We start from the raw sequence: 23,259 nt of genomic DNA, 5'->3' as shown, positions 1-23,259 counted from the left end.
GTTATGGAACAGAAATTCTGGGGGATGGGCAAACCAATTAATAGTGACAACAATCAACACAAAACGCTAAGATTCTGCCACTCTGACAGCAATAATTAGCACTTTTCACAATGGACACGCTAGATCAGAACCTGCTCGGCCTGCTGCGCGCCGATGCCCGCATGTCGGTCGCCACGCTCGCGAAGAAGCTGGACGTCTCGCGCGGCACCATCGACAACCGCATCCGCAAACTGGAAGAGCGCGGCATCATCCGCGGCTACACCGTGCGCCTGCGGCCAGAGGTGGAAACCGAAGATATCGTCGCCTGGATGAGCATTGCCGTCGAAGGCCACGAAACCCGCAAGATCGTGAGTCTGCTGATGGGCGAACCCGCCGTGGCGGGCCTGCACGACACCAACGGCCGCTGGGATCTGCTGGCCGAGCTGCGCGTGCCCACCATCGACCAGCTGTCCGAAGTGCTGGACCGCCTGCGCACGCTCAAGGGCATCGCCGCCACCGAAACCAGCATCCACCTCAAGACCTTCAAGGCGCTTTGAGCGCCGGCATACGGGGAAACCCGATATAAAACTTTGCATGGGCCCCATGACGCCGCGTTATGCATAAGGTCGCGGCGGCTTGTGTCCGCCCGACCGAATTCCCCGCCAGATCATCGTCTTAGCGTAGCGCCCCGCGCAATTTCCCTGGCTCGCCGCCAGTCGCCACAGCGGTTCCGGATTTCCGCCCGTGCATGCATGCTTGCGCCTTCAGCCTGGAGATCCACATCGTGAGTAATGCATACCCCGCCCGCAAGATGGGCCTGGCGGTCGCCCAGATGGGCGCTGTGAACCTTGCCGATTCCCGCGCGGCCGTGGTCCGCCGCCTGGTCGAAATGATGCGCGAGGCCGCCGCCCGCCGCGCGGAGTTTGTCGTTTTTCCCGAGCTGGCGCTGACCACGTTCTTTCCGCGCTACTGGATGGAAGACGCCGAGGCCGTCGAGCGCTACTTTGAAAAAAGCATGCCCAACGCCGACGTGCAGCCGCTGTTCGACACCGCGCGCGAGCTGGGCATAGGCTTCTACCTGGGCTACGCCGAACTGACGCCCGAAGGCCGCCAGTTCAACACCGCCATCCTGGTGGACCGCAGCGCCAGAATCATCGGCAAGTACCGCAAGATCCACCTGCCGGGCCACTCCGACCACAAGATCGGCGCGCCGTTCCAGCACCTGGAGAAGAAATTCTTCGAAGTCGGCGACCTGGGCTTCGGCGTCTGGGAAACCAGCGACGTGAAGATCGGCATGTGCCTGTGCAACGACCGCCGCTGGCCCGAGACTTATCGCGTCATGTCGCTGCAAAGCGCCGAGCTGATCGTGCTGGGCTACAACACGCCGTCCCTCAACATCCACTGGAACGAGCCCGCGCACCTGCGCACCACCACGCATGAGATCGTGCTGCAGGCCAGCGCCTACCAGAACGCGGTGTGGGTCGGCGCGGCCGCCAAATGCGGCCATGAAGACGGCCACCACATGATAGGCAGCTCCATGATCGTTGCGCCTTCCGGCGAGATCGTGGCGCGTTCCAGCGGCGAAGAAGACGAGGTGATCACCGCCCGCATCGACCTGGCCATGGGCCAGGCCTTCCGCGACCATGTGTTTAACTTCGCCAAGCACCGCAATCCGCAGCATTACAAGCTGATCGTCGAGCGCACCGGCGCGGGCGATCCGCTGCCCACGGCGGCCATCGACTGAAGGTGACGCCTGCCCGCGGCGCGGGCGGGCGCCCTCCGCGCTGCTAGACTGCCTGCTGGCCCACAGACCGACCCGCAGCAGGCAACAACCATGCGCTTCATCGACACCGAACAAACCCGCAACGCCCTGTCCTTCGACGCCGTCATTCCCGCCTTGCGGGAGGCCTTCCGCGGCAGCGCCACCGTGCCGCCGCGGCATGTCCACGCCATCCAGTCGGGCAATGCGCACGGCACTTCGCTGATCATGCCCGCCTGGAGCGACCGCGGCTATTTCGGCGTGAAGATCATCAACATCTTCCCCGAGAACACCCACCAGGGCCTGCCCGGCCTGCACGCCACCTACAACCTGTACAGCGCCACCACCGGCGTGCCAATAGCCCAGGTCGACGGCGACATCGTCACCGTGTACCGCACGGCGGGCGCGGCCGCGTTGGGCGCGGATTACCTGGCGCGCGCCGACGCCAGCACGTTGCTCATCGTGGGCTCCGGCCGCATCGCCGGCCTGGTGGCGCAGGCCATGCGCACCGTGCGCCCGATCCAGCGCGTGTTGGTGTGGAACGTGCGTGCGGCCGGCGCCGAGAAGCTGGCGGGCGAGCTGCGCGCGCAGGGCTTCGATGCCGCGGCCGCCTCCGACCTGGAAAGCGCCGCACGCCAGGCCGACATCATCAGCTGCGCCACGCTGTCCACCGTACCGCTGATCCACGGCGCCTGGCTGCGTCCCGGCGTGCACCTGGACCTGATCGGCAGCTTCAAGCCCGAAATGCGCGAGACGGACGCGGCCTGCTTCGACGGCACCTCGGTCTACGTGGACACCGGCGAAGCGCCCACCAAGTCCGGCGACCTGCTGGCCGCCTTCGAGGCCGGCGCGCTCAAGCGCGAGGACATCCGCGGCGACCTGCACCAACTGGCTGCCGGTGAGCTGCCAGGCCGCCGCGACGACCAGGAAATCACCGTGTTCAAGGCCGTGGGCAGCGCGCTGGAAGACCTGACGCTGGCGACACTGGTGTACGAATCGGTCAGCGGCGAACGCGCCTGAACGCGCAGCGTCCGCGCCCCTATTCGAAGCCGCGCGGGCCCAGCGCCTGGACCATGTAGTCGATGAAGGATTTGATGCGCGAAGAGATCGCGGTGTTGCGGTAGTACACCGCGTTGATCGGCTGGCGCACGTCCTGCGTCTGCTTCACCAGCAGCTGCTGCAAGGCGCCGCTGGCGCGGTCTCCGCGCGTCATGAAATCCGACAGGCAGACGACGCCGCCGTCGTTCAAGGCCAGTTGCCGCAGGGTTTCGCCGCTGAACGCGCGCACGTGCGGCTTGATGTGCAGGGCCTGGCCGTCGGCCTCCAGCAGAGGCCATTCGTTCAGCGCTTCCAGCTGGCTGAAGCCCAGCAAAATGTGCGCAGCCAGATCGGCCACGCGCCGCGGCGTGCCATGCGCGTCCAGATAACCGGGACTGGCCAGCACGCGCACGCGGCTGTGGCCCAGCGGCACCGCATGCAGCGATGAATCCTTCAGGCGTCCGATGCGGATGGCCAGGTCGGTGCGGCGCTCCAGCAGGTCGATGTTGCCTTCGTTGCTGTTCAGTTCCAACTCCACCTGCGGATAGCGCTTGCGATAGCCCGGAACCAGCGGCGCGATCACATGCAGCATGAAAGGCGAGGCTGCGTCCACCCGCAAGCGCCCGGCCGGCTGGTTGCGGCGCAGGCTCATCAGTTCCTCGCTTTCTTCCACCGCGGCCACGATCTTGCGCGCCTGCTCCAGATAGGCGCGGCCTTCCTCGGTCAATTCCAGCCGCCGCGTGGTCCGGCGCATCAGCGTGGTCTGCAACTTCTCTTCCAGCCGGCTCATGGTCCGGCTGGCGGCGGAAACGGTCTGTCCCAGCACGTCTGCGGCAGCGGTGATGGAGCCGCTGTCCACGATGGCGATAAAGACCTGCATTTCATCGAGGGTCGTCTTCATTCTTGCATTTATATCAAAAGTCTTTCGTGCATACCGGACTTTTTCCGCAAGTATCCGACGGGCACACTGCAGGCATTCCCGGGTATCTGCGCCCGGATCCGCGAACCCATCAGGAGTTACCCATGAACATTCCCGCCTTCGGCGTCGGCACCTTCCGCTTGCAAGGTCAAGCCGTCATCGATTCCGTGCGCAACGCGCTGGATCTCGGCTACCGCGCCATCGACACCGCGCAAATCTACGAAAACGAAGCCGAGGTCGGCCAGGCCATCGCCGAATCCGGCGTGCCGCGCGAGGCACTATTCGTCACGACCAAGATCTGGGTGCCCAACTACGCCCGCGACAAGCTCATCCCCAGCCTGAAGGACAGCCTGGCCAAGCTGCGCAGCGACTACGCGGACCTGACCCTGATCCATTGGCCCGCGCCTGGCAACGGCGTGTCCATCGAGGAATTCATGAGCGCGCTGGCCGAGGCCAAGACGCAAGGGCTGACCCGCCAGATCGGCATCTCCAACTTCCCCATCGCCGAAACCCGCGCCGCCATCGCCGCCGTGGGCCGCGAGCAGATTGCCACCAACCAGATCGAACTCAGCCCCTACCTGCAAAACCGCAAGCTCGCCGCCTTCCTGCAGGAACAAGGTATCCCGGTCACGTCGTACATGACGCTGGCCTATGGCAAGGTGCTGAAGGATCCGGTCATCGGCCAGATCGCCCAGCGCCACGACGCGACGACCGCGCAGGTCGCGCTGGCCTGGGCGCTGCAACTGGGCTATGCCGTCATTCCTTCGTCGACCAAGCGCGAGAACCTGGCCAGCAACCTGCTCGCCCAGGACCTGCGGCTGACGGACGAGGACATGGCGCAGATCGCGGCGCTGGAGCGCAATGGGCGCGAAGTCAGTCCCGAGGGCCTGGCGGCGCAGTGGGATTAAGCCGCAACTAGTGCAAATGCACCATTGCAAATCCAGGGACTAATACTTTCAGATACTAGCGAATCGGCTTAGGCGCGCCTATATATCGCACCTACGGGCGCAATCTTCACTGTCGTCATGTCGTCTTGCCTCAAAACGCCGCCCTCGCGCTGAAAGCCTGTCTCCACTGGAGTATGCCATGGCTGCAAAGAAGCAAGCGGGGCGCGCCGCCCCGGCACGCAAGACGGCGGACAAAAAAAGGCAGGCCGCCACAGTCAGCACGGCGGCGGCCAAGACGCCCCGGCCCGCAGCGAAGCGCAAAAGCCGCAAGCCGCCGCCAGCGCTGCCGTTTCGCCGCACCGCCAAGCCCGACGCCTTCGACGTCCGCGACCTGCCGTTCCGCCCCAACATCTCGGTCACGCCCAAGACCGAGATGATTCCCGCAATGGGGTTGACGGTGAAGCACCAGGAAGACACCTCGGCCTGCACCGGCTTCGCCTTGTCCACCGTGGTCGAATACCTGCTGCGCAAGTCGGAGCGCGAACCGCGCCCGGCCATTTCGCCATTCATGCTGTACTCCATGGCCAGGCGCTATGACGAGTTCCCGGGTTCGGTCGACGATACGGGATCGAGCCTGCGCGGCGCACTCAAGGGCTGGTTCAAGCACGGCGCGTGTTCCCAGGAATTGTTTCCGGCCCTGGCCATGCCAGCGGCGGCCAACGAGACCGCCGACGACTGGTGGCTGGACGCCGTCAAGCGCCCGCTGGGCGCCTACTACCGCATTGACACCCGCAACATCGTCGAAATGCACGCGGCGCTCAACGAGGTCGGCATCCTGTACGCCAGCGCGGGCTGCCACGCCGGCTGGGACGATGGCCATGGCGTCACCCCGCAGAAGGCGCCGTCCACGCCGGGAGCCCAGCCGTTCTGGATCATCCCGCCCGACAAGCAGGACGCCGCCACCGACGGCCATGCCTTCGTCATTGTTGGCTATACCCAGGACGGCTTCCTGATCCAGAACTCCTGGGGCGAGGAATGGGGAACCCATGGCATGGCGGTGCTGACCTACGACGACTGGATGCGCAACGCCATGGATTGCTGGGTGGTGCAACTGGGCGTGGTCACGCACGAGCACACCAAGATATCGAACAGCATCACGCTGCGCACCGACGGCAAGAGGGTCACGCTGGCGGCGGGAACCGTGTTGCGCAACCGCGAGATCTCGCCCTTCATCGTCAACGTGGGCAACAACGGCAAGCTCAGCAACAGCGGCACGTTCCGCACCACACCCGACGATCTGCGCGCCATTGTCGACGTCCATATGAACGCCGCGCGCGAGAAGTGGGGCTTGAAGGACAGGCCCATGGACGTCTGCGTCTATGCGCATGGCGGCCTGGTGGGTGAAGAAGATGCGGCGGAAGCCGCCGCCGAATGGATACCGCTGCTTTACGAGAAGCAGATTTTTCCAGTCTTCCTGATGTGGGAAACGGACTTCATCACCACCGTGAAGAACATCATCCAGGACGCCGCCCACAGCGTGCCGCGCACCACAGGCGGCCTGGGCGAGCGGCTGGAGCGCTGGTGGAACCAGCGCCTGGAACGCTGGCTGGCCAGGCCTGGCACCGTGATCTGGGGCGAGATGAAGCAGAATGCCCAGGCCATGAGCGAACCGGCGCCCAAGGGCATGACGCAGGAAGAAGCCGCGATGATCATGCTGTACAAGCACTTCAAATCGCATGTCAGCGAGGGCCGTGTGCGCCTGCACATCGTCGGCCATTCGGCCGGCGCCATCGTCGCCAGCCACTTCGTGCACCGCTTGACGGCGGACGGCGGCAAACTGGAGTCGCTCAACCTGATGGCCCCGGCAGTCACGCTGGACACCTTCCAGAAACTGGTCGTGCCGCACCTGAAGACGCGGGTAAAGCGCTATCAGCAGTTCCATCTTTCCGACCGTGCCGAGGAAGACGATCCCACCTGCGGCCCGTACCGCCGTTCGCTGCTCTATCTGGTGAGCGAATCCTTCGAAGGCGGCACCACCACGCCGCTGCTGGGCATGGAGCGCTATTTCCGCAATGCCGGCATTCCTTGCGACGCCGTGCATATATCACCCGCGGGCAGCCCCGCGCCCGGCTCGGCCAATCCGCCCGTGGCGGCCAGCACGCACGGGGGCTTTGACAATGACAAGGGCACTCAGCAGCAGATCATTGCGTTCATCAAGCGTTGAGGGCAGGGACCAACCGGTCGCTATCTCAACTCCAGCGTCGCACCTATGACCTTCATCGTCGGCATCAGCTGGCGCCACGCATCCTTGGACATGGACGATGGCCGTCTGAGCTCGGCCGCGGCGGGATCGTCCAACAGGTCGCCCTTGCAGGCGAACACGATGCTGTTGGTCATGTCGTCATCCACCACCTCGAACATGGACGAACCGAACGAGGCCCGCACCCGGTCCATGTAGTCATGATGGTCCGGGTGATTGACGTGGAAATTGATCACCAGGATGCCGTCCTCGCGCAAAGCGCGGAAACAATCGGCGTAGAACTCCGCCGAGCACAGCGGGCCCGGAATCCCGCCGATGCCGAACCCGTCCAGCAGGATCACGTCGGCATGGTCCGACAGGCCGCGCATATGGTCGGCCGCGTCGGCCTGCAGCACGCGGAAGCGGTCGTCGTCGCGCGGCACCATGAAGGCTTCGCGCAGGGCAATGACTGCCGGATCGATTTCCACCACGTCGATAGCGCTGTCCGCCAGATAGCGATGGCAGAACTTGGGCAGCGAGCCGCCGCCCAGCCCCACCATCAGGATGCGGGCGGGAGCCGGATTGAAAAGCACGAAGCCCATCATCATCCGCGTGTACTCCAGTTCGAGCGCATCGGGGTTGAGGGTGGACATGCTGCTCTGGATTTCCTGCTGCGTGAAATGCAGGGTGCGGCGGGTGCCCGAGTTCTGGATAAAGGGCCGGGGAGCGGCCGCTTGCGGCTCTGCAGGCGGGAAATCTGAGGAGGTTTGGGCGTCGTCGGGCATGAAACGGAGTGGCGTGCAGGAAAATGGGAAAAGATACCACTGCGCCGCGCACCCACCCAGCGATGTAGTCTCTTTGGCTGATACCGACGTCCATGATTGCAGCGTAAGCTCGCCGTGCAGGAAGCTGAGCGCCCGGCTTCGGAACGCGGACCCATGGCAATGGCTGGCATACATACCCATTACGACACGCTCCAAGTTTCGGAAAATGCCAGCGATGAAGTCATCCGCGGCGCATACCGCTATCTCTCGCAGAAATGGCATCCGGACAAGAATCCTGACAGTCCCGAGGAAGCCAAGCGCGTCATGGCGCGCCTGAACGAGGCCTACGCGGTGCTTTCCGATCCGAAACGCCGCCAAGAGCATGACGCGTGGATCGCCGAGCAACGCGCCGCCGGCGCGCCCGGCGGCAACGGTGGCGGGACGAACGGGAAAGCGCCGCCGGATTCCGGATCCACCGATACGCTGCGCGACTATTACGCCACCGAAATCGCCAAGGGACGCAATTTCTGGATATGGCCGCTGGCCTTCATCGGCTGCGCCATGGCGTTGGGCCTGGCCGCCAACCTCGTTCCATCGCTGGCCAGCCTGCTGATGAAATACCGCTACCTCACCCTGCTGCTGCTGCTGGCCGGGGCATCCGCGGTGACGACCTCGGCCAGGAAAAAACACCGCGATCAACTGCTGCAACAGCACGAGACCCGGATTCTGGAGCAACGGTACACGGAACACATGCGGCAAAAGACCGTACGGCAGGTGGTCATCGGCGTCTCGGCCGTATTGGCAATCGGCGGCCTGCTTGCCTATTACGGCATGGGCTGGAATGAACGGCAAGACCAGCTCCAGGCCGCCAAGCCGGACAGCAAGAAGCCTGCACCGGCCAAGCCTGCGTCCCTCCAGATCGAGAACGCCTGCGGCCGGGACTTGAGATTCGCGGTGCACTATCTGCCCGACGGAGGCGAATGGCGCACCGAAGGCTGGTGGAACGTGGAAGCCAACAGTTCCACCGGCCTGCGCGGCGACCTGGGATTGATCGAATCCACCAACGCCATCTTCTACTACTACGCCGAATCGCTGGATCGGAAAATAGTCTGGCAAGGCCGCGACGACGACGAGACCGACGCAACCTATGCGTTCAAGGGGCGCAACTATCGCTTCGACCGGGTTCGCCTGGCCCGCGACGCCGATGGCAGCTATCAGCTCAAGCTCACCTGCTAGCGCATCAGCCGCGGACGTTCAGATCAGCAGCACCGGACAAGGCGCGTGGGCAATGACCCGCGAACACACCGACCCCAACAATGCGTCCAGGAACGGCGCCCGATGGTGCGACCCCATCACGATGGCCGTGGCCCCCACCTTGACCGCATGCGCCACGATCTTGTCCGGCGTGTGGCCCGTAAGCTCGTGGCACTCGAAGCCGACCTGGCCCGCGCGCAGGATCTCGACCACGGACTTCATTGCCTTGTCGCTCTCTTCGTGGTGCCAGGCGTCGATGTCGGCCTGGCCGATGAAGGCTTTGACGTCGCCCGTCACGTCGGGCTCGCAATGCAGTACATGCACCGTGAAATCCCGGTTCAGCAAAGGGCCGTCAACCAGATAGCGCGCCGCGGCATCGCTGTGGCTGGACCCATCGGTGGCAAGAATGATCGTGTTCATGACAGATCTCCGGTTCGTGGGACTCATCCCTTATGGCGCGCAGCCCTGGCCGCGGCCCGTCTGGGCAGGATCAGGCTGGCGCCCACGGATGCCAGCAGGATAAGGCCTACCGCCCCTAGCGACCACTGCACCGGCACATGGAACCATGGCGCGGCCAGCATCTTGCCGCCGATGATGATGAGCACCGCGGCAAGTCCGTGCTTGAGGTAGCGGAAACGTTCGCGCATGTCGGCCAGCAGGAAGTACAGCGCCCGCAGGCCCATGATGGCGAAGATGTTGGAAGTAAAGACCAGGAACGGGTCGGTGGTGACGGCGAAGATGGCGGGAATGCTGTCGACCGCGAACACCACGTCGCTCGCCTCTATCATCAGCAGCACGACGAACATGGGCGTGGCATGCCGCAGGCCGCCGATGCGCACAAAGAACGACTCGCCGTGATAATCCTTGGTGATGCGCATCGACGAGCGCAACAGGCGCACCAGCGGATTGCGGGCAATGTCAGGCTGATGGTCCGCCCGGGCCAGCATCTTCGCTCCCGTCGCCACCAGCAGCACGCCGAACACATAGAACAGCCAGTCGAATTTCGACAGCAGCCAGACGCCCGCCAGGATCATGCCGACCCGCATCACGATGGCGCCCAGCACGCCGTACAGCAGTACCCGGCGCTGCAATTCCAGCGGCACCACGAAATAGCCGAAGATCAGCGAGAACACGAACATGTTGTCCACGGACAGGGACAGTTCGATCAGGTAGCCGGTATAGAACTCCAGCGTTTTCCGGTGCGCAATGTCGCGCCCCAGGGTGGCATCCAGATACCACCACATCAGGGCGCCGAACAACGCGGCCAGCGCCATCCATACGCCCACCCAGAACAACGCTTCGCGGGGCCGCACGCGGTGCGCATGGCGGCCTCCCAGCACGTAGAGATCCAGCGCCAGCACGACCAGCACAAAGCCTACGAACCCCGCCCACATCGGCAGGGTGGCAAAGGTCTCGACCCGATTCATCAGGACCTCCCGCCGTCGCTGCAAAACCGCTATGCGACAGCCAGCGGTACACAATGCATGTACGAATTCAGTCTAGAACTTCGGGAAGCGCCGAACAATTCGCCTGGATCGAACTGACGCTCAGGTTTTTCGGAACCGCGCTCCTGGCTCCTGCTCCGGTTCGATGTGGCAAGCGCTTCCGATCCAGAATATTGACGCCGTCCCTATTTGATCGGAAACTAAACGACATGCGACGCTCGTCGCTTTGCCCGTGCTGGTCACTTTTGAACTGTACTGAAACGCAAGGAACGAGGTCGCACCGCTATGTTGTGGACGGCAGTGGCTTCCCGCGTTCCTGTTCGTGGAGACCGTATGCGTACTGCCCGCCGCACATGTCCGCCCGTCCTGGCCCTGGCCGCCCTAACCCTGCTGACCGCCTGCGCCGGACCGCCGGAGCGCCCCGGCGCCTACAAGATGAGTACGCCGACGCCACCGCAGATACTGACGCCGGCCAAGGTCGACACCCGTATCGGCCGCCTGGATTTCTTCGACGGCGTGCCTACTCCGGAAACCGCCCGCAAGGTCTATGACAACCTGGATTTCCTGCGCGGGGTCGAGGCGTTTCTGAACGGCATCCCCGGCGCGTCCATGGTCTCGATCCGCGCCGGCCTGCGCGAGGCAGGCGCCACCGGCAGCACCGTCGGCATCTTCGAAACGTTGATGGATTCGCATTCCCTGTTCCTCACGGCCAACACCGAGACCGTGTACTTCTGGAACTGGATGGACCTGAAGGACGGCCCAATGGTCGTCGAAACCCCGCCCGGCATCCTGGGCGTGGTCGACGACTTCTGGTTCCGCTATGTGACCGACATGGGCAATGCAGGGCCGGACAGGGGCAAAGGCGGCAAGTATTTGTTCGTGCCGCCCGGATACAAGGGCCCACTGCCGGCGCAAGGCTATTTCGTGCAGCATTCCCCCACCTACGGCAACCTGCTGTTCGGCCGGGCCTTCATGAAGAACGGCGATCCCGCGCCCGGCGTACAGAGCGTCAAGGCCGGCCTGCGCGTCTATCCCTACAGTCAGGCTGGCGCGCCGCCTCCGACCCGCTTCATCAACCTGTCCGGCAAAGTGATGAACACCATCCATGCCAATAACTTCACCTTTTTCGACGAGGTGAACCAGATCATCCAGGAAGAGCCGGCAGGCGCTTATGGCCCAGACATGACCGGCCTGTATGCCGCGATCGGGATGCGCAAGGGGCAAGCGTTCTCGCCGGACGCGCGCATGAAGGCCATCCTGACCGACGCCGTGGCCGTGGGCAACGCCACGGCGCGCGCCATCGATTTCGCCAACCGTGACCCCGCCACGCGTATCTACCCGGATCGGCACTGGAACACGCCCTTCGTGGGCGGCAGCTATGAATGGCTGAACGACGGCGCGCGCAATTTTGACGCCCGCACCATGTTCTTCTATGCCGCGACCATAGACACGCCGGCCATGGCCGTCGCCATGCCCGGCATCGGCTCGCAATACGCCGCGGCCAACTATGACGCGCAGGGCAAACCGCTGGACGGAAGCCGCCAGTACGTGCTGCGTGTCCCGCCGAATGTGCCCGCCAAGGATTTCTGGTCAGTGGTGGTCTACGACACGCAGACGCGCTCCATGCTGCAGACGGACCAGCCGTTCCCCAGCCTGTCCAGCGAAAAGCAGCTGCATGCCAACGCGGACGGTTCGGTCGATCTTTACTTTGGCCCCAAGCCCCCTGCGGGCAAGGAACAGAACTGGATCCAGACCATTCCCGGCAAGAGCTGGATGGTGATTTTCCGACTCTACGGTCCCATGCAGCCCTGGTTCGACAAGACCTGGAAGCTCAACGATATCGAGTCCGCGCGCTAAAGAATTTTCACCCCGAACCACGACCGTCCCTTTCGTCCCCAACCTGAAGTCCGGAGACCGGAGCACCATGATGAACCGTACCCTGACCGTCGCACTGGCATTGGTTTGCGCGGGAGCCGCGCATGCCAAGGATGCCGCGCCCTATCGTTTCGAACGCGGCTATCCCACGCCGCAGACCTCGCAGCAAGTGCGCGCCGACCAGACGCTGCAGCGCGCCTTGATCGCCTATCGGTATTGGTACCCCACCGTTTCGGTGGAGGGCATCTTCAACGGCAACCGCGCTGCCGGCATCGAAGACGGCAAGCAGTGGGGCATTGCCGCCACCGGGCCGCGCCAGGTCGGCTTTACCCTCAATTCAGACACGCCTTACGGCTCGGCCGTGCTCGACCTGAGCCAGGGGCCGATGGTCGTCGAACTGCCTCCTGGCGCCTACATAGGTCTGGTCAACGACCACAACCAGGGCTGGGTACAGGACCTGGGGCTGCCGGGACCCGACGCGGGCAAGGGTGGCAAGCATCTCATCCTGCCCCCCGGCTACGAAGGCAAGACGCCCGAAGGCTATTACGTAGGCCGCTCCCCCTCGCTGAAGAACCTGCTCGCCGTGCGCTCCATGCCGGTCGGCGGCGACTTGCCCAAGGCGCTCGAAGCGCTACGCGCCGTCAAGATCTACCCCTGGAACGAACAGGGCGCGGCCGGCCAGCCGCTGGCCCCTATCGACACCAGCCGCATCGCTTTGGACAACTCGTCCCTGAAATGGGAGGACAACTTCCGTTTCTGGGAAGTGCTGAACAAGGTCGTCCAGGAAGAACCCGTCGCGGCCGGCGCGCGCCCGATGTACGGCTTGCTGGCCGAGCTGGGCATAGAGAAAGGCAAGCCCTTCAAGCCGGATGCCAAGCTGAAAGAAACACTGACCCAGGCCGCACGCCTGGGCCGCGACCAGATGCTGGTAGCTGCGTTCGACAGCGACCGCGCCGACCGCAAGGCCTGGCCGGACCGCCAATGGGAATGGGTGGGCCTCGTACCCGGCAGCGCCCAATTCGAGACGCCCGCCGGCGTAGACCTGGATGCCCGCGACCGCTGGTTCGCGCAGGCCATCGTGACCTCGCCCGCCATGTTCCGCCGCGACCCTGGCGCCGGCTCGCTCTATTGGCTGGGCGCACGCGACGCGCAGGGCGCCTATCTGGACGGCGGCAAGCAGTACACCCTGGTCGTGCCGCAGCCCGTGCCGGGCAAGCTGTTCTGGTCGGTCACGCTGTACGACAGCAAGACCCGCTCACAGGTGCAAACCGACCAGGACAAGGCCGCGCTGCGCTCGCTGTTCGAACTGAAGGACGTCGATCAGGGCAAGCCGCTCACGCTCTACTTCGGCCCCAAGGCGCCGGCGGGCCAGGAGAATCGCTGGATCAAGACCAATCCCGGCCAGGGCTGGTTCGCCTATTTCCGCATCTACGGTCCCGAAGCGGCCGCCTTCGACAAGAGCTGGAAGCCTGGCGACTTCCAGCGCAGCGGCAAATAGAGCGGCAAGACTCCGATCGCGCCAACGGCCATGGCGCGATCGGCAACTCAGCCCAGGTATTCCACGTTGCCGCAGACGGAAATGCTTTGGCCGCTGATGATGGCGCCTTCGTCTGAACACAGATACGCCACCTGATTGGCGACGTCCTGCGGGCTGGTCATGCGGCGCAACGACACCTTGTCCACAAGCTGCTCGCGCATGGCGTCGTTGCTCACGCCGCCGGCCGCGGCGCGGGCCGCGATGACCCGCTCAACCCGGTCGCCCGACACCACGCCCGGCAGCACGGAATTGACGCGGATGTTCGACGGCCCCAGCTCCATGGCCCAGGTCTGCGTCAGGCCAGCCAACCCGAACTTGCTGGCGCTATAGGGCGTGCGCAGCGAAAAGCCCAGCCTGCCCGCGACGGACGAGATGTTGACGATGGACCCGCCGCCTGCCGCCCGCAGCAGCGGCACGGCGCTGCGCGCGCACAGGAAGGTTCCGGTCAGGTTGACATCCAGCGTGCGCTGCCACGCGTCCAGCGCGGTTTCCTCCAGCCGGTTGGTCGGGCCGGCCACGCCAGCATTGTTGACCAAGGCATCGAGCTTGCCCCATTTCCGGGCCAGTTCGCCGAACATGGCTTGGACCTGCGCTTCGCTGGATACGTCCGTCACGCTGACGCCCAGGCTTGGATGCGCTGCGGCAGCGGCCTTGCAAGCCGCTTCGTCCACGTCGCAGACGTGCACCTCGGCGCCCTCCTCCAGAAACTTGCGTGCGATCGCCAAGCCTATGCCTTGCGCGCCCGCGGTGATGAGGACGCGCTTTCCTTGCAGTGAATTGCTCATGGCTTTTCCTGGTCAGAGCGCGAACTCGGGCCGGATTCCGCTCTTGAGCGGCAGTCCCAGGATCTCGCGCGCTTCGGCTGGCGTGGCGGGTTCCATGTCCATTTCACGGATGATGCGCACGATGCGCTCGGTCAATTGGACGTTGGTGGCCAGTTCGCCGTGGCGGTAGTACAGGTTGTCTTCCAGGCCGACCCGCGCGTGGCCGCCCAGCAGCAGGGCGGCCATGTTGGCCTCCAGCTGCGCGGGGCCGATGCCGCTGACGCAGAAGATGCTGTTCCTGGGCAGCAGGTCCACCATCATCTGCAAATGCCGCACCGAGAACGGCATGGCATTCTGGAAGTTGCGGTGCACGTTCATGACCAGGTTGATGAAGTGTGGCCCTTCGTCCAGCCCTTCTTCGATCAGCGTCGTGGCGTCCTGCAGGATGTGCGTGGGGCTGAAGACTTCCCATTCGGGCTTGATGCCGCGCGCCTGCATGCCGGCGGCCAGTTCGCGGGCCTTGGTGAGCGGCGTGTTCATCAGGTATTCGCGGTCGCCGAACGCAAGGTTCAAGGTCGTGGCGTCCAGCGTGCACATCTCGGCGCCGGCGTCCATGCCCTTGAGCCGCTCCTCCCACAGGATCTCCCACGTGCCGGGAGAGGTTTCCTTGACCATGTCGCCATGCACGCCGCCGCCGGTGGAGTTGTTCAGCACGATGTCGCAGCGGTCGCGGATGAGCCGGTTCATTTCCCGGTACACCGAAGCGTCGCAGGTCGCCTGGTCGTCGGGACGGCGCGCATGCAGCGCCACCACGCTGGCGCCCGCGTTATAGCAGCGGTACACGTCCTCCGCGATTTCCAGCGGCTGCGTGGGCAGGTGCGGATTCTGGCTTTTGAATGCCATGCCCCCGGTCGGGGCGATGGTCACGATGACTTTACGTTTGCTCATGAGGGTTACTTCCAGAGCGCGCAGCGGCTCTCTTCCTTGGTGGTGAATGCCTGGTTGCCGTCGATGGTCTGCACGACGTTGAAGTAGTCCCAGGGCTCCTTGGATTGTTCCGGCGTCTTGACCTGCAGCAAGTACATGTCGTGCACGACGCGACCATCCGGCCGCACCACGCCGTTCTTGATGTAAACGTCGTTCAGCTTGTTTTCGCGCAGATAGGCCAGCACGCGGTCGGCATCATCCGTACCCGTGGCCTTGACCGCGCGCAGGTATTGCAGCGCCGCCGAGTAGTCGGCCGCCTGCAACGAGGAGGGCATGGCCTTGCGTTTTTCAAAGAAGGCGCGGGCCCAGGCGCGGGTCTCGTCCGACGCATTCCAGTACCAGCTATCGGTCAGGTACATGCCTTGCGAGGCGGGCAGCCCCATGGCGTGGATATCGTTGATGAACATGATCAGGCCGGCCAGGCGCATGGTCTTGGTGATGCCGAATTCGTTGGCGGCCTTGATCGAGTTGGTCGCGTCCGCGCCGGCGTTCGCCAGGGCCAGGATCTCCGCCTTGCTGCTTTGCGCCTGCAGCAGGAACGAAGAAAAGTCGCTGGCCGATAGCGGATGCTTGACCGATCCCACCACCGTGCCGCCGCCGGCCTGGACCACCTTGGTCGTGTCCGCCTGCAATGCGTGGCCAAAGGCGTAATCGGCAGTCAGGAAGTACCAGCTCTTGCCGCCTGCCTTGACCACGGCCGCGCCCGTACCGCGCGCCTGCGCCACGGTGTCGTAGGCGTAGTTCAGCGTGTAGGGCGTGCATTGTTCATTGGTCAGCGCCGGCGCGCCCGCGCCCACCACGATGATGGGCCGCTTCTTGTCAGCGGCGACCTTGGACATGGCCAGCGCCGTACTGGAATTGGTGCCGCCGATCAGCATGTCCAGACCTGCCTGGTCAAACCATTCACGCGCCTTGGCCGAGGCGATGTCCGCCTTGTTCTGATGGTCGGCCGTCAGCAGCTCGATCTTCTTGCCGTTGATCTCGCCGCCCATCTCCTGGATCGCCATCTTGATGGCCTCGGCGCCGCCGGGGCCATCCGGCCCCGAGTACACGCCCGACATGTCGGTGATGAAGCCGATTCGAATAACATCGTCTGAAATCTGCGCCTGGACCGCAGGGGCGTGCAGCAGCGTCACGGCCAGGCCGCAGGCCAGGGCGCTGCGGGACATCATGCCTTGCATGGGCAACATGCTTGTCTCCTCTTGTGGATTTTGGCGTCTGGCACCTCGGCTATTCTGGTGCCGGCCCCAGACCGCGGACAGTCATCATGGTGACAAAGCGCCCTAGGGTTTACCTGAGCGGCGCCACAACGGCTAAGAAGGAGGCACACATGGGCGAACGGCTTGCCGACGCCGGCGACGAACCCTTGAGCGCACGGCGGCGGCGCGCGCAAGGCGCGGTGGACAAGATGCTCGACGTCGTCCCTTGGTACAAGGGCCTGCCGGAACTCGAACGCGACCTGATCCGCGCCGAATTGCGCGTGGTGACCCTGGCCGCGGGCGAGTTCCTGTTCCGCGCGGGCAGCCGTTCGCCAGGATGGTACGGCGTGGTGCAAGGCCTGGTGAAATGGTCCTCGCCCGGCGCGGACGGCAAGTCCCTGTCCCTGGCCGGCTTCAGCACCGGCAGCTGGTTCGGCGAAGCCACCATGATCCGTCGCGAGCGGTTCGAGTACGAGGTGGTCGCGCTCCGGCCCAGCCAGATCGTGATATTGCCGCGCGAGACCTGTGAACGGCTCTGGAACAACAACATCGAATTCACCAAGGCGCTGATGATGCATCTAGCGCAGCGCGTGGACTGGCTGATGAGCAGCTTCACGTCCAACGTGCTGCTCGACGTCGACACGACGGTGGCGCGCGCAGTCGCCGCGCAGTTCAACGCGGAAAGACATTCCGGCACGAATGGACGACTGAAGGTCTCCCAGGAAGAAATCGCCGGCTTGTGCGGCATTTCGCGGCAACGCTGCAATGCAGCGCTTGCGCGACTCGCCCGCGCGGGCGTGCTGGAAACCTACTATGGCGGGCTGGCCATCCTTGATGTGGACGAGTTGCACCGGCTTGCCAATGTCAAGAAGAGCGCCTAGGAAGCTGGCGTCGACGGTACAAGAAAAGATGCCAGTCAGAACAGAAATTCTGTCTTTGCGCCTGTTGGGGACAACTCTATAGTTGCCGCGGAAAAAAACCAACCGCTTATCCGCACTTGAGGAGTTCCCATGAAAGCCCCGTCCGCGCCCTCTGTTTCGCTCCTGGAGCCCTATGCCGGCGCTGAGGACCTGCCCCTGTACACGACCACCGTCTCCGTAACCGGCGGCGCCTCCGGACACGGCAGATCGTCCGGCAGAGCGGTCTCCAACGACGGCGAACTGGAACTCGAACTCAGGCTACCCAAGGAGTTGGGCGGCAATGGCGGCGGCACCAATCCCGAGCAATTATTCGCAGCCGGCTTTGCCGCATGCTTTCATGGCGCCATGAAGCTGGTCGCCACGAAGAACCGCGTCCCGCTGCCGGCGGATTTCGCCATCCACTGCACCACGACTTTCGCGCGCGAAGCCTTCGACGGCCTGTTCTGCATCAAGGCCAGGCTGGAGATTTCCTTGCCCGGGCTGCCCAAGGACGTCGCCCTGGCGTTGGTCCACGAGACGGAATCGATCTGCCCGTACTCGAAGATGGCGGACCAGGGGATCGCGTCGTCGGTGCATCTCAGCTGAAAGCCAGGCACCCTCGCTCGAACGGGACCGGATGCATCAATGGCAGCGGTCCTGTCACCGACCTTCGACTTGCCGCGTCTTCGTCACATACGTGATCGCTGCAAGCGCCGCACACCCGCCCAGCAACACATCCAGCCTTTGCCCTCGTCCGGCAAGGACCAGCCCAACTCCAAGCAGGTTGTAATAGACCAGGCTCAGGATCGCGCCAGCAGTCCCCGCGACATGCACATAGGCGCATAGTGCATGCGCCAAGACGTTGGGAATCGCGATCGCGTAGGCCGCCGCGATCAAGGCCATTCCGATGAGAAACGCGGAACTCCCGATAAGCGCGGCGACCAGCGCCGCACCTAGCGCCATCAGACCGATACCCAGCAGGACGAGGCGTTCGGACGCTACCCCCCGCCGCAGCAACGCCGTGTTGAGGGCTGCGCCGCACAGCGATGCCGCGGCCAGCGCCAGGCCGCTTTCACCGAAACCCAACCAGGCCTCCTGCGAGCGGGCGAAAAGAAAAGGACCCAGCTGGTAATAGCCGAAGATCGCCAGGTTGAAAATGGCGATCAGCGTCGCGCTGCGCCAGATCGCCCGGTCTTGCAGCATGGCGCGCAGCGTCGGCCAGAAGGGCGCCGCCGTGTGCGGCAGAGGCCGAGTTTCCGGCCAGCGCAACGCGCTGGCCCCCAGCAGCGCCACCGCGAGCAGGACAAGCGCGAGGAAAACGCCCTGGACCCCGCCGGCCGCCGCGATCTCTTGACCGGCATACATGCCGACGGCAGGGCTCGCGGCCAACGCCATTCCCAGAATCGAGAAGACGCGGGCCAACGCCGGACCCTGATAGCTATCCCGCAGCGCCGTCTGCGTTACGATTGAGCCCGCGGCCGCGCCGAAGGCGCAGATCAATCTGGCCGCGAGCAACTGCGTGAAATCGCCCGCCGCCATGGCCCAGCCCGCGCCCAGCGCATATAGCGCCAGCCCTGCCAGCAGCGCCGGCCGGCGGCCCCTGGAATCACATAGACGGCCCCAAACCACCACGCCGAAGGCAAAAGCCACAAACCAGAGCGACAGCGTCTGCGCAGCTTCCTCTGGTGTGGCTCGATAGGCAGTTGCGATCAACGGCAAAGCGGGGCTGTACATCGTCTCGACGATCTGCGGAAAACTCAGCAGCAGGATAACGAGCACAAGAGGCGGACGGCGGAACATGGCGGTATCGGTAAACGTAGAGCCCGTTTTTTAGCCGGGCGCTGCCGTCGCCGTTGTAGCCAGGAAGACAAAAAACATCGGAACTCGGACAAATGGCCAGGCTTGCACCCACCGACGCATTCAACCCCGACGCCATGGCCCAGCCGGTGACGGGCATCGCGTCGCGCCTGATACGGCACGATTCCGGCCCGCATAGCCACGGCCGGGGCCAGCTGCTCTTCGCCCACGCCGGCTCCATCCGCCTCGCAATGCCGGGGTTGATCGCGGTGCTGCCTCCGATCCGCGTGGCGTGGATACCGCCAGGAACCGAGCACCGCGTCCTGATCCGCAGCGAAGTCGAGTACCGCTCGATCTATCTGGACCTGGCGCGTGTCGCGGCGCCGGCGGCCGCCGCCGCCATACTCTCGATGACGCCGCTATTGCGCGAGGTCTTCGAGCGCATCAGCCTGGAACCCTTCGACACCGACTGGTCCCAGGGCGCGCCGCGCAACCTGCTGGCCGTCTGCATGGACGAATTGCGCGCGGCAAGACGGGAACCCATGCTGCTGCCCGTACCCACGGACCGCCGCCTGGCCGGTCTGGACCTGGAGGAACTGCCGCCCGAACTGGAAACCCTGTCGCAACGCGTCGGCGCGAGCGCGCGCACCATTACACGCATCTTCCAGCGTGAGACCGGCATGAGCTATCAGGCCTGGCGGCAACTCTGGCGCCTGCTGCGCGCCGTGGATCTGCTGGTTGCGGGCCAGAGCGTGACCGCAGTGGCGTTCGATCTGGGCTTTTCCAGCGACAGCGCGTTCATTGCGTACTTCCGCCAGATGACGGGGGAAACGCCGGGGCGGTATGTACTCAATGAGCGATGAATTGCAGTAGCCGCTACGCACGCGGCAAAGCTACGCGGCGAGCCTGTCCGCCGCCGCCTGCAAGCCGCCGAGTATGCCGTCTGCCACCGCCTGCGGAAATCCGGGCGGCAATCTGGCGCGGACCATGCGCACCGCCTCGGGCGTGCGCGCGATCAGATCGTCCACGACGAACTGGACTCCCTGGCCGTCCGGCGTCACGACGCCATGTCGCGCGCCCACCGTCAGCCAGTGGCGCCGCTGGATGTCGCGCATGCGCCAATGCGGGTTCTTCGAACGCACCGCCATCGCCATCTTCGCGCGGACGGGCGACAGTTTGCCTGGCCCTTCGCCCAGGATCGGATAAGCGGACAGCACGTCGTATAGCGGCGTAAGTTCGTAGGCCCCGCCAGGCCGCAGGAACAGGCTGAAGTTCTTCGCGTGGCCGTCCGTTGCGCACAGCATCCAGAACAGGACCTGGGCCTGGAAAAACGTCCGCCGGTCTTGCTCTGCGTGGCGCGAGGTTTCGAGCAGACTCATGATGCGGTCGATGCCGGGTCCGCCGTCCGCCTCGTACTTCAGGTGCGGCGGGGTGCCGGTGGCCTGGCACATGTCTTCCTGCGGCAGGCGGATGAGACTACGCTTTCCGTTTTCGGCGTCCTGCCAGCGGCGGTCGAAACGTTCGACGGCGAGCACCTTCACGTCTTCGAAGCTGAGTACTTCCGTGCGCGCCACGGGCATGCCGTAGGCAGCCAGGATCTCCGAGCACAGCCATTCGTTTTCCACCGATTCGCTCAGGTCGAACTTCATATTGCCGACCAGCCCCAACGGCAACTTGAGGATGTGAGTCGTCGGCGTGGCGCCTTGGGGCAAGCACCATTGCCCGTCCATCCGCAGCAAGGCGGTCTTCTCTTGCGCACCTGCGATGGAAATGCGGAAATCATTCTCAGCGATAGCCAGGCCGCCGAGAGGCGCCGGCGCCAGCACGCTGCGCAACAGCTGCGCAACCTGGGCATCGTTCAAGGGCGAGGCTTGCACCGACGTCACGTCGGCAGGCGCTGTTCCCGCAGGCAGGATCTGCAAGGCGCCCGCGCAATCGCGGCCGATCTCGGCAAGCAAGGCGAACGCGTCGGTCGAGCCTGCCCGAAACCGGCGCGCAACCCGTTCGCGGATTTCCTTGCTGTCGGGCAGCAGGTTTTCGAAGTATGCGCGGACGACGTCGCCGCGATGCGGGCCATTGCCCGGCGTGAAGGGCAGGGACAGCGACAAGGGCCTGCCCGGCGCGGAGGCGACCCAGTCCTTGTCGTACTGCAGGACCTCGCCAGCGTGGGGTCGATTGCTCCACTCTCCGACATAGGTGCCATTCATCCATAGGCCCAGGACCTGCGTGTGTGAACGTCGCCCCATGGCTTTACCAGCTGGGTTCGTATGTTGTTTCGGGTCCCGACTGCGCCCCTTGCTGGCGCAAGACCATTTCGACCCCCAGGATGCTCAACAGCTGCAGCAGCCGGTCTGCGCTGACCTTGTCGGCATTGCGCTCCAGGGCGGACAAGGTCTGTTGTGTGACCCCAAGGCGCAAGGCCGTGGCCGCCTGGGTCAAGCCGGCCTCTTTGCGGAACCCCTGGAGCAGGGCCGGCAATTGTGTCGCGGTGCGTACGGTGAAATCCATAATACAAATCCCAAGCTGTATTTCAGATATACAAAGTCTAGGCTGTAAACCTGAAATACACAACGTGATTTGTGGTTCTCTTACAGCCTATGATTTGTATTTCTTAAAAACAAATCATAGGCTGTATTTCGCGGATAACGCCAGGCTTCAACCGGCATGGTCCGGCTCCGCTTCTGCGAACCGGGCGACTACCGGCCTGCTGATCCCCCGCAACCCGTCCCGATCCTGGACACCGGCAACGGCGTATCGCCGCCCGTATTCCCCGCGTACTTGCGGATCTTCTCCGCCAGCTCCGTCGTAGGCTTTTCGTAGCCGTAGCAATAGGGCGGCGTCGGCGCAGCCTCGGGCCTGTAGTCCTGCAACACCGGCTTCGCATCGCCCAGGTACAGATTGTCCTTCAGGCGCAGGAAGGCCTTATAGTCCCGCGTGTAGCCGTGTTCGTCCTTCCGCGTTTCATAGGCTCCGCGGTCCGATTCGCCGTTTTCCAGCGCGCTGCGCTTGGCGGCGATGGGAATGTAGTGGCAGTAGTTCACGTTGATGCCTTCCACCGTCGGGAAGAACTCGGGCTCCACGCATTTGCGCTGCGTGGAGTTCTTGAAGATATTGCCTTCGACCAGCGCCTTGGCCTCCAGGCTGAAACTCATGCCGTAGAAATCCCAGTCTTCCAACAGATTGTTGAAGAGATGGAAGGTGCCGAATTGCCCGCGCGGATTGCGCTGCACGGTGTTGAGGAAGTAGTTATGGTGCAGCGTCACGCGCGCGATCGAATCGCGGTCGTAGTTTGCGTAAAGGTTCTTCGAGGTGATGTTGTTGAGCAACATGACCTTGTTGGAATTGTGGAACTTGGTCCATGAGATCGTCACATCGGTCGAACCGTTCTTCACGTTCAGCAGCCGGTCCGACATCCGCGACAGATCCATGTGGTCCACCCATACGTCGCGGCTGTTGTTGGCCACGTTCACCGCTTGCGTCAGCCGCGACAAGCGTCCGTCTATGGTCAGGTGCGTGAGGATGACGTTCTTGCTGCCATATACGCCCAATCCGTCGTCGATCAGGGTCACGCGCTTGCCGCGCCCGTCGATGGTCGTGTTGGACGGCACGCGCAGCTGCTTATCCAGGACGATGGTCATGTCGGAGGCGAAGCGTATCCAGGTGGGTCCCTTCTTTGCCTGCGCGAGCGCGGCGCGCAGCGTTCCGGGACCCGAGTCCTGATCGGACGTAACGTCGATGAACTTTCCGCCCAGGCCGCCCGTGGCCTGGGCGCCGTAGCCCTCGCGCTGCTGCAGCAGCGCGGCGACGGACGGACAATGCTCGTCCGGACTTTTGCATGCGTCGGCGGCGGCCGCAGCCCCGCCGTACGACATGGCCAGGACAAGCAGCCAGCGCGCGGTCTTGATTGCAGCCTTCAT

General features: G+C 64.2%; 22 protein-coding genes. 11 read left to right on the top strand and 11 right to left on the bottom strand.

Going from position 1 to position 23,259, the window contains the following annotated elements; translation table 11 throughout:
- The first annotated feature begins 110 nt into the window (after positions 1-110).
- From IB258_RS17195 to IB258_RS17185, 3 genes are all read left to right on the top strand, one after another.
- Positions 111-536 carry an Lrp/AsnC family transcriptional regulator gene (locus tag IB258_RS17195; RefSeq protein ID WP_119449891.1) on the top strand — a complete coding sequence of 142 codons (426 nt, stop codon included), beginning with the start codon at positions 111-113 and terminating at the stop codon, positions 534-536.
- 254 nt (positions 537-790) lie between these two features.
- On the top strand, positions 791-1,723 hold the full coding sequence (locus tag IB258_RS17190) for an N-carbamoyl-D-amino-acid hydrolase (protein ID WP_181953340.1): 933 nt from the start codon (positions 791-793) through the stop codon (positions 1,721-1,723).
- 90 nt (positions 1,724-1,813) lie between these two features.
- A complete protein-coding gene (locus IB258_RS17185) occupies positions 1,814-2,758 on the top strand; it encodes an ornithine cyclodeaminase family protein (RefSeq protein ID WP_054455379.1) in 945 nt (314 codons plus the stop codon).
- 19 nt (positions 2,759-2,777) lie between these two features.
- Here IB258_RS17185 and IB258_RS17180 read toward each other — a convergent pair whose 3' ends face one another.
- Positions 2,778-3,677 carry a LysR substrate-binding domain-containing protein gene (locus tag IB258_RS17180; RefSeq protein WP_125470605.1) on the bottom strand — a complete coding sequence of 300 codons (900 nt, stop codon included), beginning with the start codon at positions 3,675-3,677 and terminating at the stop codon, positions 2,778-2,780.
- A 122-nt stretch (positions 3,678-3,799) separates the two neighbouring features.
- Here IB258_RS17180 and dkgB point away from each other — a divergent pair, with 122 nt between their 5' ends.
- Together dkgB and IB258_RS17170 are read left to right on the top strand one after the other, a co-directional pair.
- Complete coding sequence (dkgB, locus tag IB258_RS17175) at positions 3,800-4,603, top strand: 2,5-didehydrogluconate reductase DkgB (RefSeq protein WP_054455383.1); 804 nt, start codon at positions 3,800-3,802, stop codon at positions 4,601-4,603.
- A 178-nt stretch (positions 4,604-4,781) separates the two neighbouring features.
- Positions 4,782-6,806 (top strand): hypothetical protein, encoded by a 2,025-nt coding sequence (locus tag IB258_RS17170; protein ID WP_192352941.1) that lies wholly within the window; start codon positions 4,782-4,784, stop codon positions 6,804-6,806.
- A 20-nt stretch (positions 6,807-6,826) separates the two neighbouring features.
- On the opposite strand, the gene IB258_RS17165 is transcribed toward IB258_RS17170, so the two are convergent.
- Positions 6,827-7,606 carry a fused MFS/spermidine synthase gene (locus tag IB258_RS17165; protein WP_119449885.1) on the bottom strand — a complete coding sequence of 260 codons (780 nt, stop codon included), beginning with the start codon at positions 7,604-7,606 and terminating at the stop codon, positions 6,827-6,829.
- A 159-nt stretch (positions 7,607-7,765) separates the two neighbouring features.
- Here IB258_RS17165 and IB258_RS17160 point away from each other — a divergent pair, with 159 nt between their 5' ends.
- Positions 7,766-8,821, top strand: a complete 1,056-nt coding sequence (locus IB258_RS17160; protein WP_192352940.1) for a DnaJ domain-containing protein — start codon at positions 7,766-7,768, stop codon at positions 8,819-8,821.
- An 18-nt stretch (positions 8,822-8,839) separates the two neighbouring features.
- Here IB258_RS17160 and IB258_RS17155 read toward each other — a convergent pair whose 3' ends face one another.
- The gene (locus IB258_RS17155) at positions 8,840-9,259 is read right to left on the bottom strand and encodes a universal stress protein (protein ID WP_054455392.1); all 420 of its coding nucleotides are present in this window, start codon (positions 9,257-9,259) and stop codon (positions 8,840-8,842) included.
- A gap of 23 nt (positions 9,260-9,282) precedes the next feature.
- Positions 9,283-10,266 carry a TerC family protein gene (locus tag IB258_RS17150; protein ID WP_054455394.1) on the bottom strand — a complete coding sequence of 328 codons (984 nt, stop codon included), beginning with the start codon at positions 10,264-10,266 and terminating at the stop codon, positions 9,283-9,285.
- Between the two features lie 351 nt (positions 10,267-10,617).
- Here IB258_RS17150 and IB258_RS17145 point away from each other — a divergent pair, with 351 nt between their 5' ends.
- Together IB258_RS17145 and IB258_RS17140 are read left to right on the top strand one after the other, a co-directional pair.
- Positions 10,618-12,141, top strand: a complete 1,524-nt coding sequence (locus IB258_RS17145; RefSeq protein WP_192352939.1) for a DUF1254 domain-containing protein — start codon at positions 10,618-10,620, stop codon at positions 12,139-12,141.
- Between the two features lie 67 nt (positions 12,142-12,208).
- Positions 12,209-13,657, top strand: coding sequence for a DUF1254 domain-containing protein (locus tag IB258_RS17140; RefSeq protein WP_192352938.1), 1,449 nt, complete (start codon positions 12,209-12,211; stop codon positions 13,655-13,657).
- 47 nt (positions 13,658-13,704) lie between these two features.
- On the opposite strand, the gene IB258_RS17135 is transcribed toward IB258_RS17140, so the two are convergent.
- The 3 genes from IB258_RS17135 to IB258_RS17125 are packed head-to-tail and all read right to left on the bottom strand — an operon-like array spanning position 13,705 to position 16,637.
- Entirely contained in the window at positions 13,705-14,481 is a 777-nt protein-coding gene (locus IB258_RS17135) for an SDR family oxidoreductase (protein WP_192352937.1), read from the bottom strand.
- Positions 14,482-14,493: 12 nt separating this feature from the next.
- Positions 14,494-15,408: a 3-keto-5-aminohexanoate cleavage protein gene (locus IB258_RS17130; RefSeq protein ID WP_119449882.1), complete on the bottom strand. Its 915-nt coding sequence runs from the start codon at positions 15,406-15,408 to the stop codon at positions 14,494-14,496.
- Positions 15,409-15,413: 5 nt separating this feature from the next.
- Positions 15,414-16,637 carry an ABC transporter substrate-binding protein gene (locus IB258_RS17125; protein ID WP_370126395.1) on the bottom strand — a complete coding sequence of 408 codons (1,224 nt, stop codon included), beginning with the start codon at positions 16,635-16,637 and terminating at the stop codon, positions 15,414-15,416.
- 140 nt (positions 16,638-16,777) lie between these two features.
- Between IB258_RS17125 and IB258_RS17120 the strand changes: the two genes are divergently transcribed.
- Together IB258_RS17120 and IB258_RS17115 are read left to right on the top strand one after the other, a co-directional pair.
- On the top strand, positions 16,778-17,527 hold the full coding sequence (locus IB258_RS17120) for a Crp/Fnr family transcriptional regulator (RefSeq protein ID WP_225588860.1): 750 nt from the start codon (positions 16,778-16,780) through the stop codon (positions 17,525-17,527).
- A gap of 129 nt (positions 17,528-17,656) precedes the next feature.
- Positions 17,657-18,151, top strand: coding sequence for an Ohr family peroxiredoxin (locus IB258_RS17115; RefSeq protein ID WP_054455400.1), 495 nt, complete (start codon positions 17,657-17,659; stop codon positions 18,149-18,151).
- Between the two features lie 54 nt (positions 18,152-18,205).
- On the opposite strand, the gene IB258_RS17110 is transcribed toward IB258_RS17115, so the two are convergent.
- On the bottom strand, positions 18,206-19,345 hold the full coding sequence (locus tag IB258_RS17110) for an MFS transporter (protein WP_192352936.1): 1,140 nt from the start codon (positions 19,343-19,345) through the stop codon (positions 18,206-18,208).
- Between the two features lie 92 nt (positions 19,346-19,437).
- Between IB258_RS17110 and IB258_RS17105 the strand changes: the two genes are divergently transcribed.
- Positions 19,438-20,205, top strand: a complete 768-nt coding sequence (locus IB258_RS17105; protein ID WP_192352935.1) for a helix-turn-helix transcriptional regulator — start codon at positions 19,438-19,440, stop codon at positions 20,203-20,205.
- A gap of 30 nt (positions 20,206-20,235) precedes the next feature.
- On the opposite strand, the gene IB258_RS17100 is transcribed toward IB258_RS17105, so the two are convergent.
- The 3 genes from IB258_RS17100 to IB258_RS17090 form a co-directional block, all read right to left on the bottom strand.
- Positions 20,236-21,588 carry a type II toxin-antitoxin system HipA family toxin gene (locus tag IB258_RS17100; protein ID WP_192352934.1) on the bottom strand — a complete coding sequence of 451 codons (1,353 nt, stop codon included), beginning with the start codon at positions 21,586-21,588 and terminating at the stop codon, positions 20,236-20,238.
- Positions 21,589-21,592: 4 nt separating this feature from the next.
- The gene (locus IB258_RS17095) at positions 21,593-21,853 is read right to left on the bottom strand and encodes a helix-turn-helix transcriptional regulator (RefSeq protein WP_192353051.1); all 261 of its coding nucleotides are present in this window, start codon (positions 21,851-21,853) and stop codon (positions 21,593-21,595) included.
- Between the two features lie 185 nt (positions 21,854-22,038).
- Positions 22,039-23,259 (bottom strand): polysaccharide lyase family 1 protein, encoded by a 1,221-nt coding sequence (locus IB258_RS17090; RefSeq protein WP_054455409.1) that lies wholly within the window; start codon positions 23,257-23,259, stop codon positions 22,039-22,041.

The sequence above is a fragment of the Achromobacter sp. ACM02 genome, assembly GCF_014851605.1.
GTDB lineage: Bacteria > Pseudomonadota > Gammaproteobacteria > Burkholderiales > Burkholderiaceae_B > Achromobacter > Achromobacter aegrifaciens.
The sequence above is the reverse complement of the archived record's forward strand: the minus strand, read 5'-3'. Positions and strand labels throughout refer to the sequence as shown.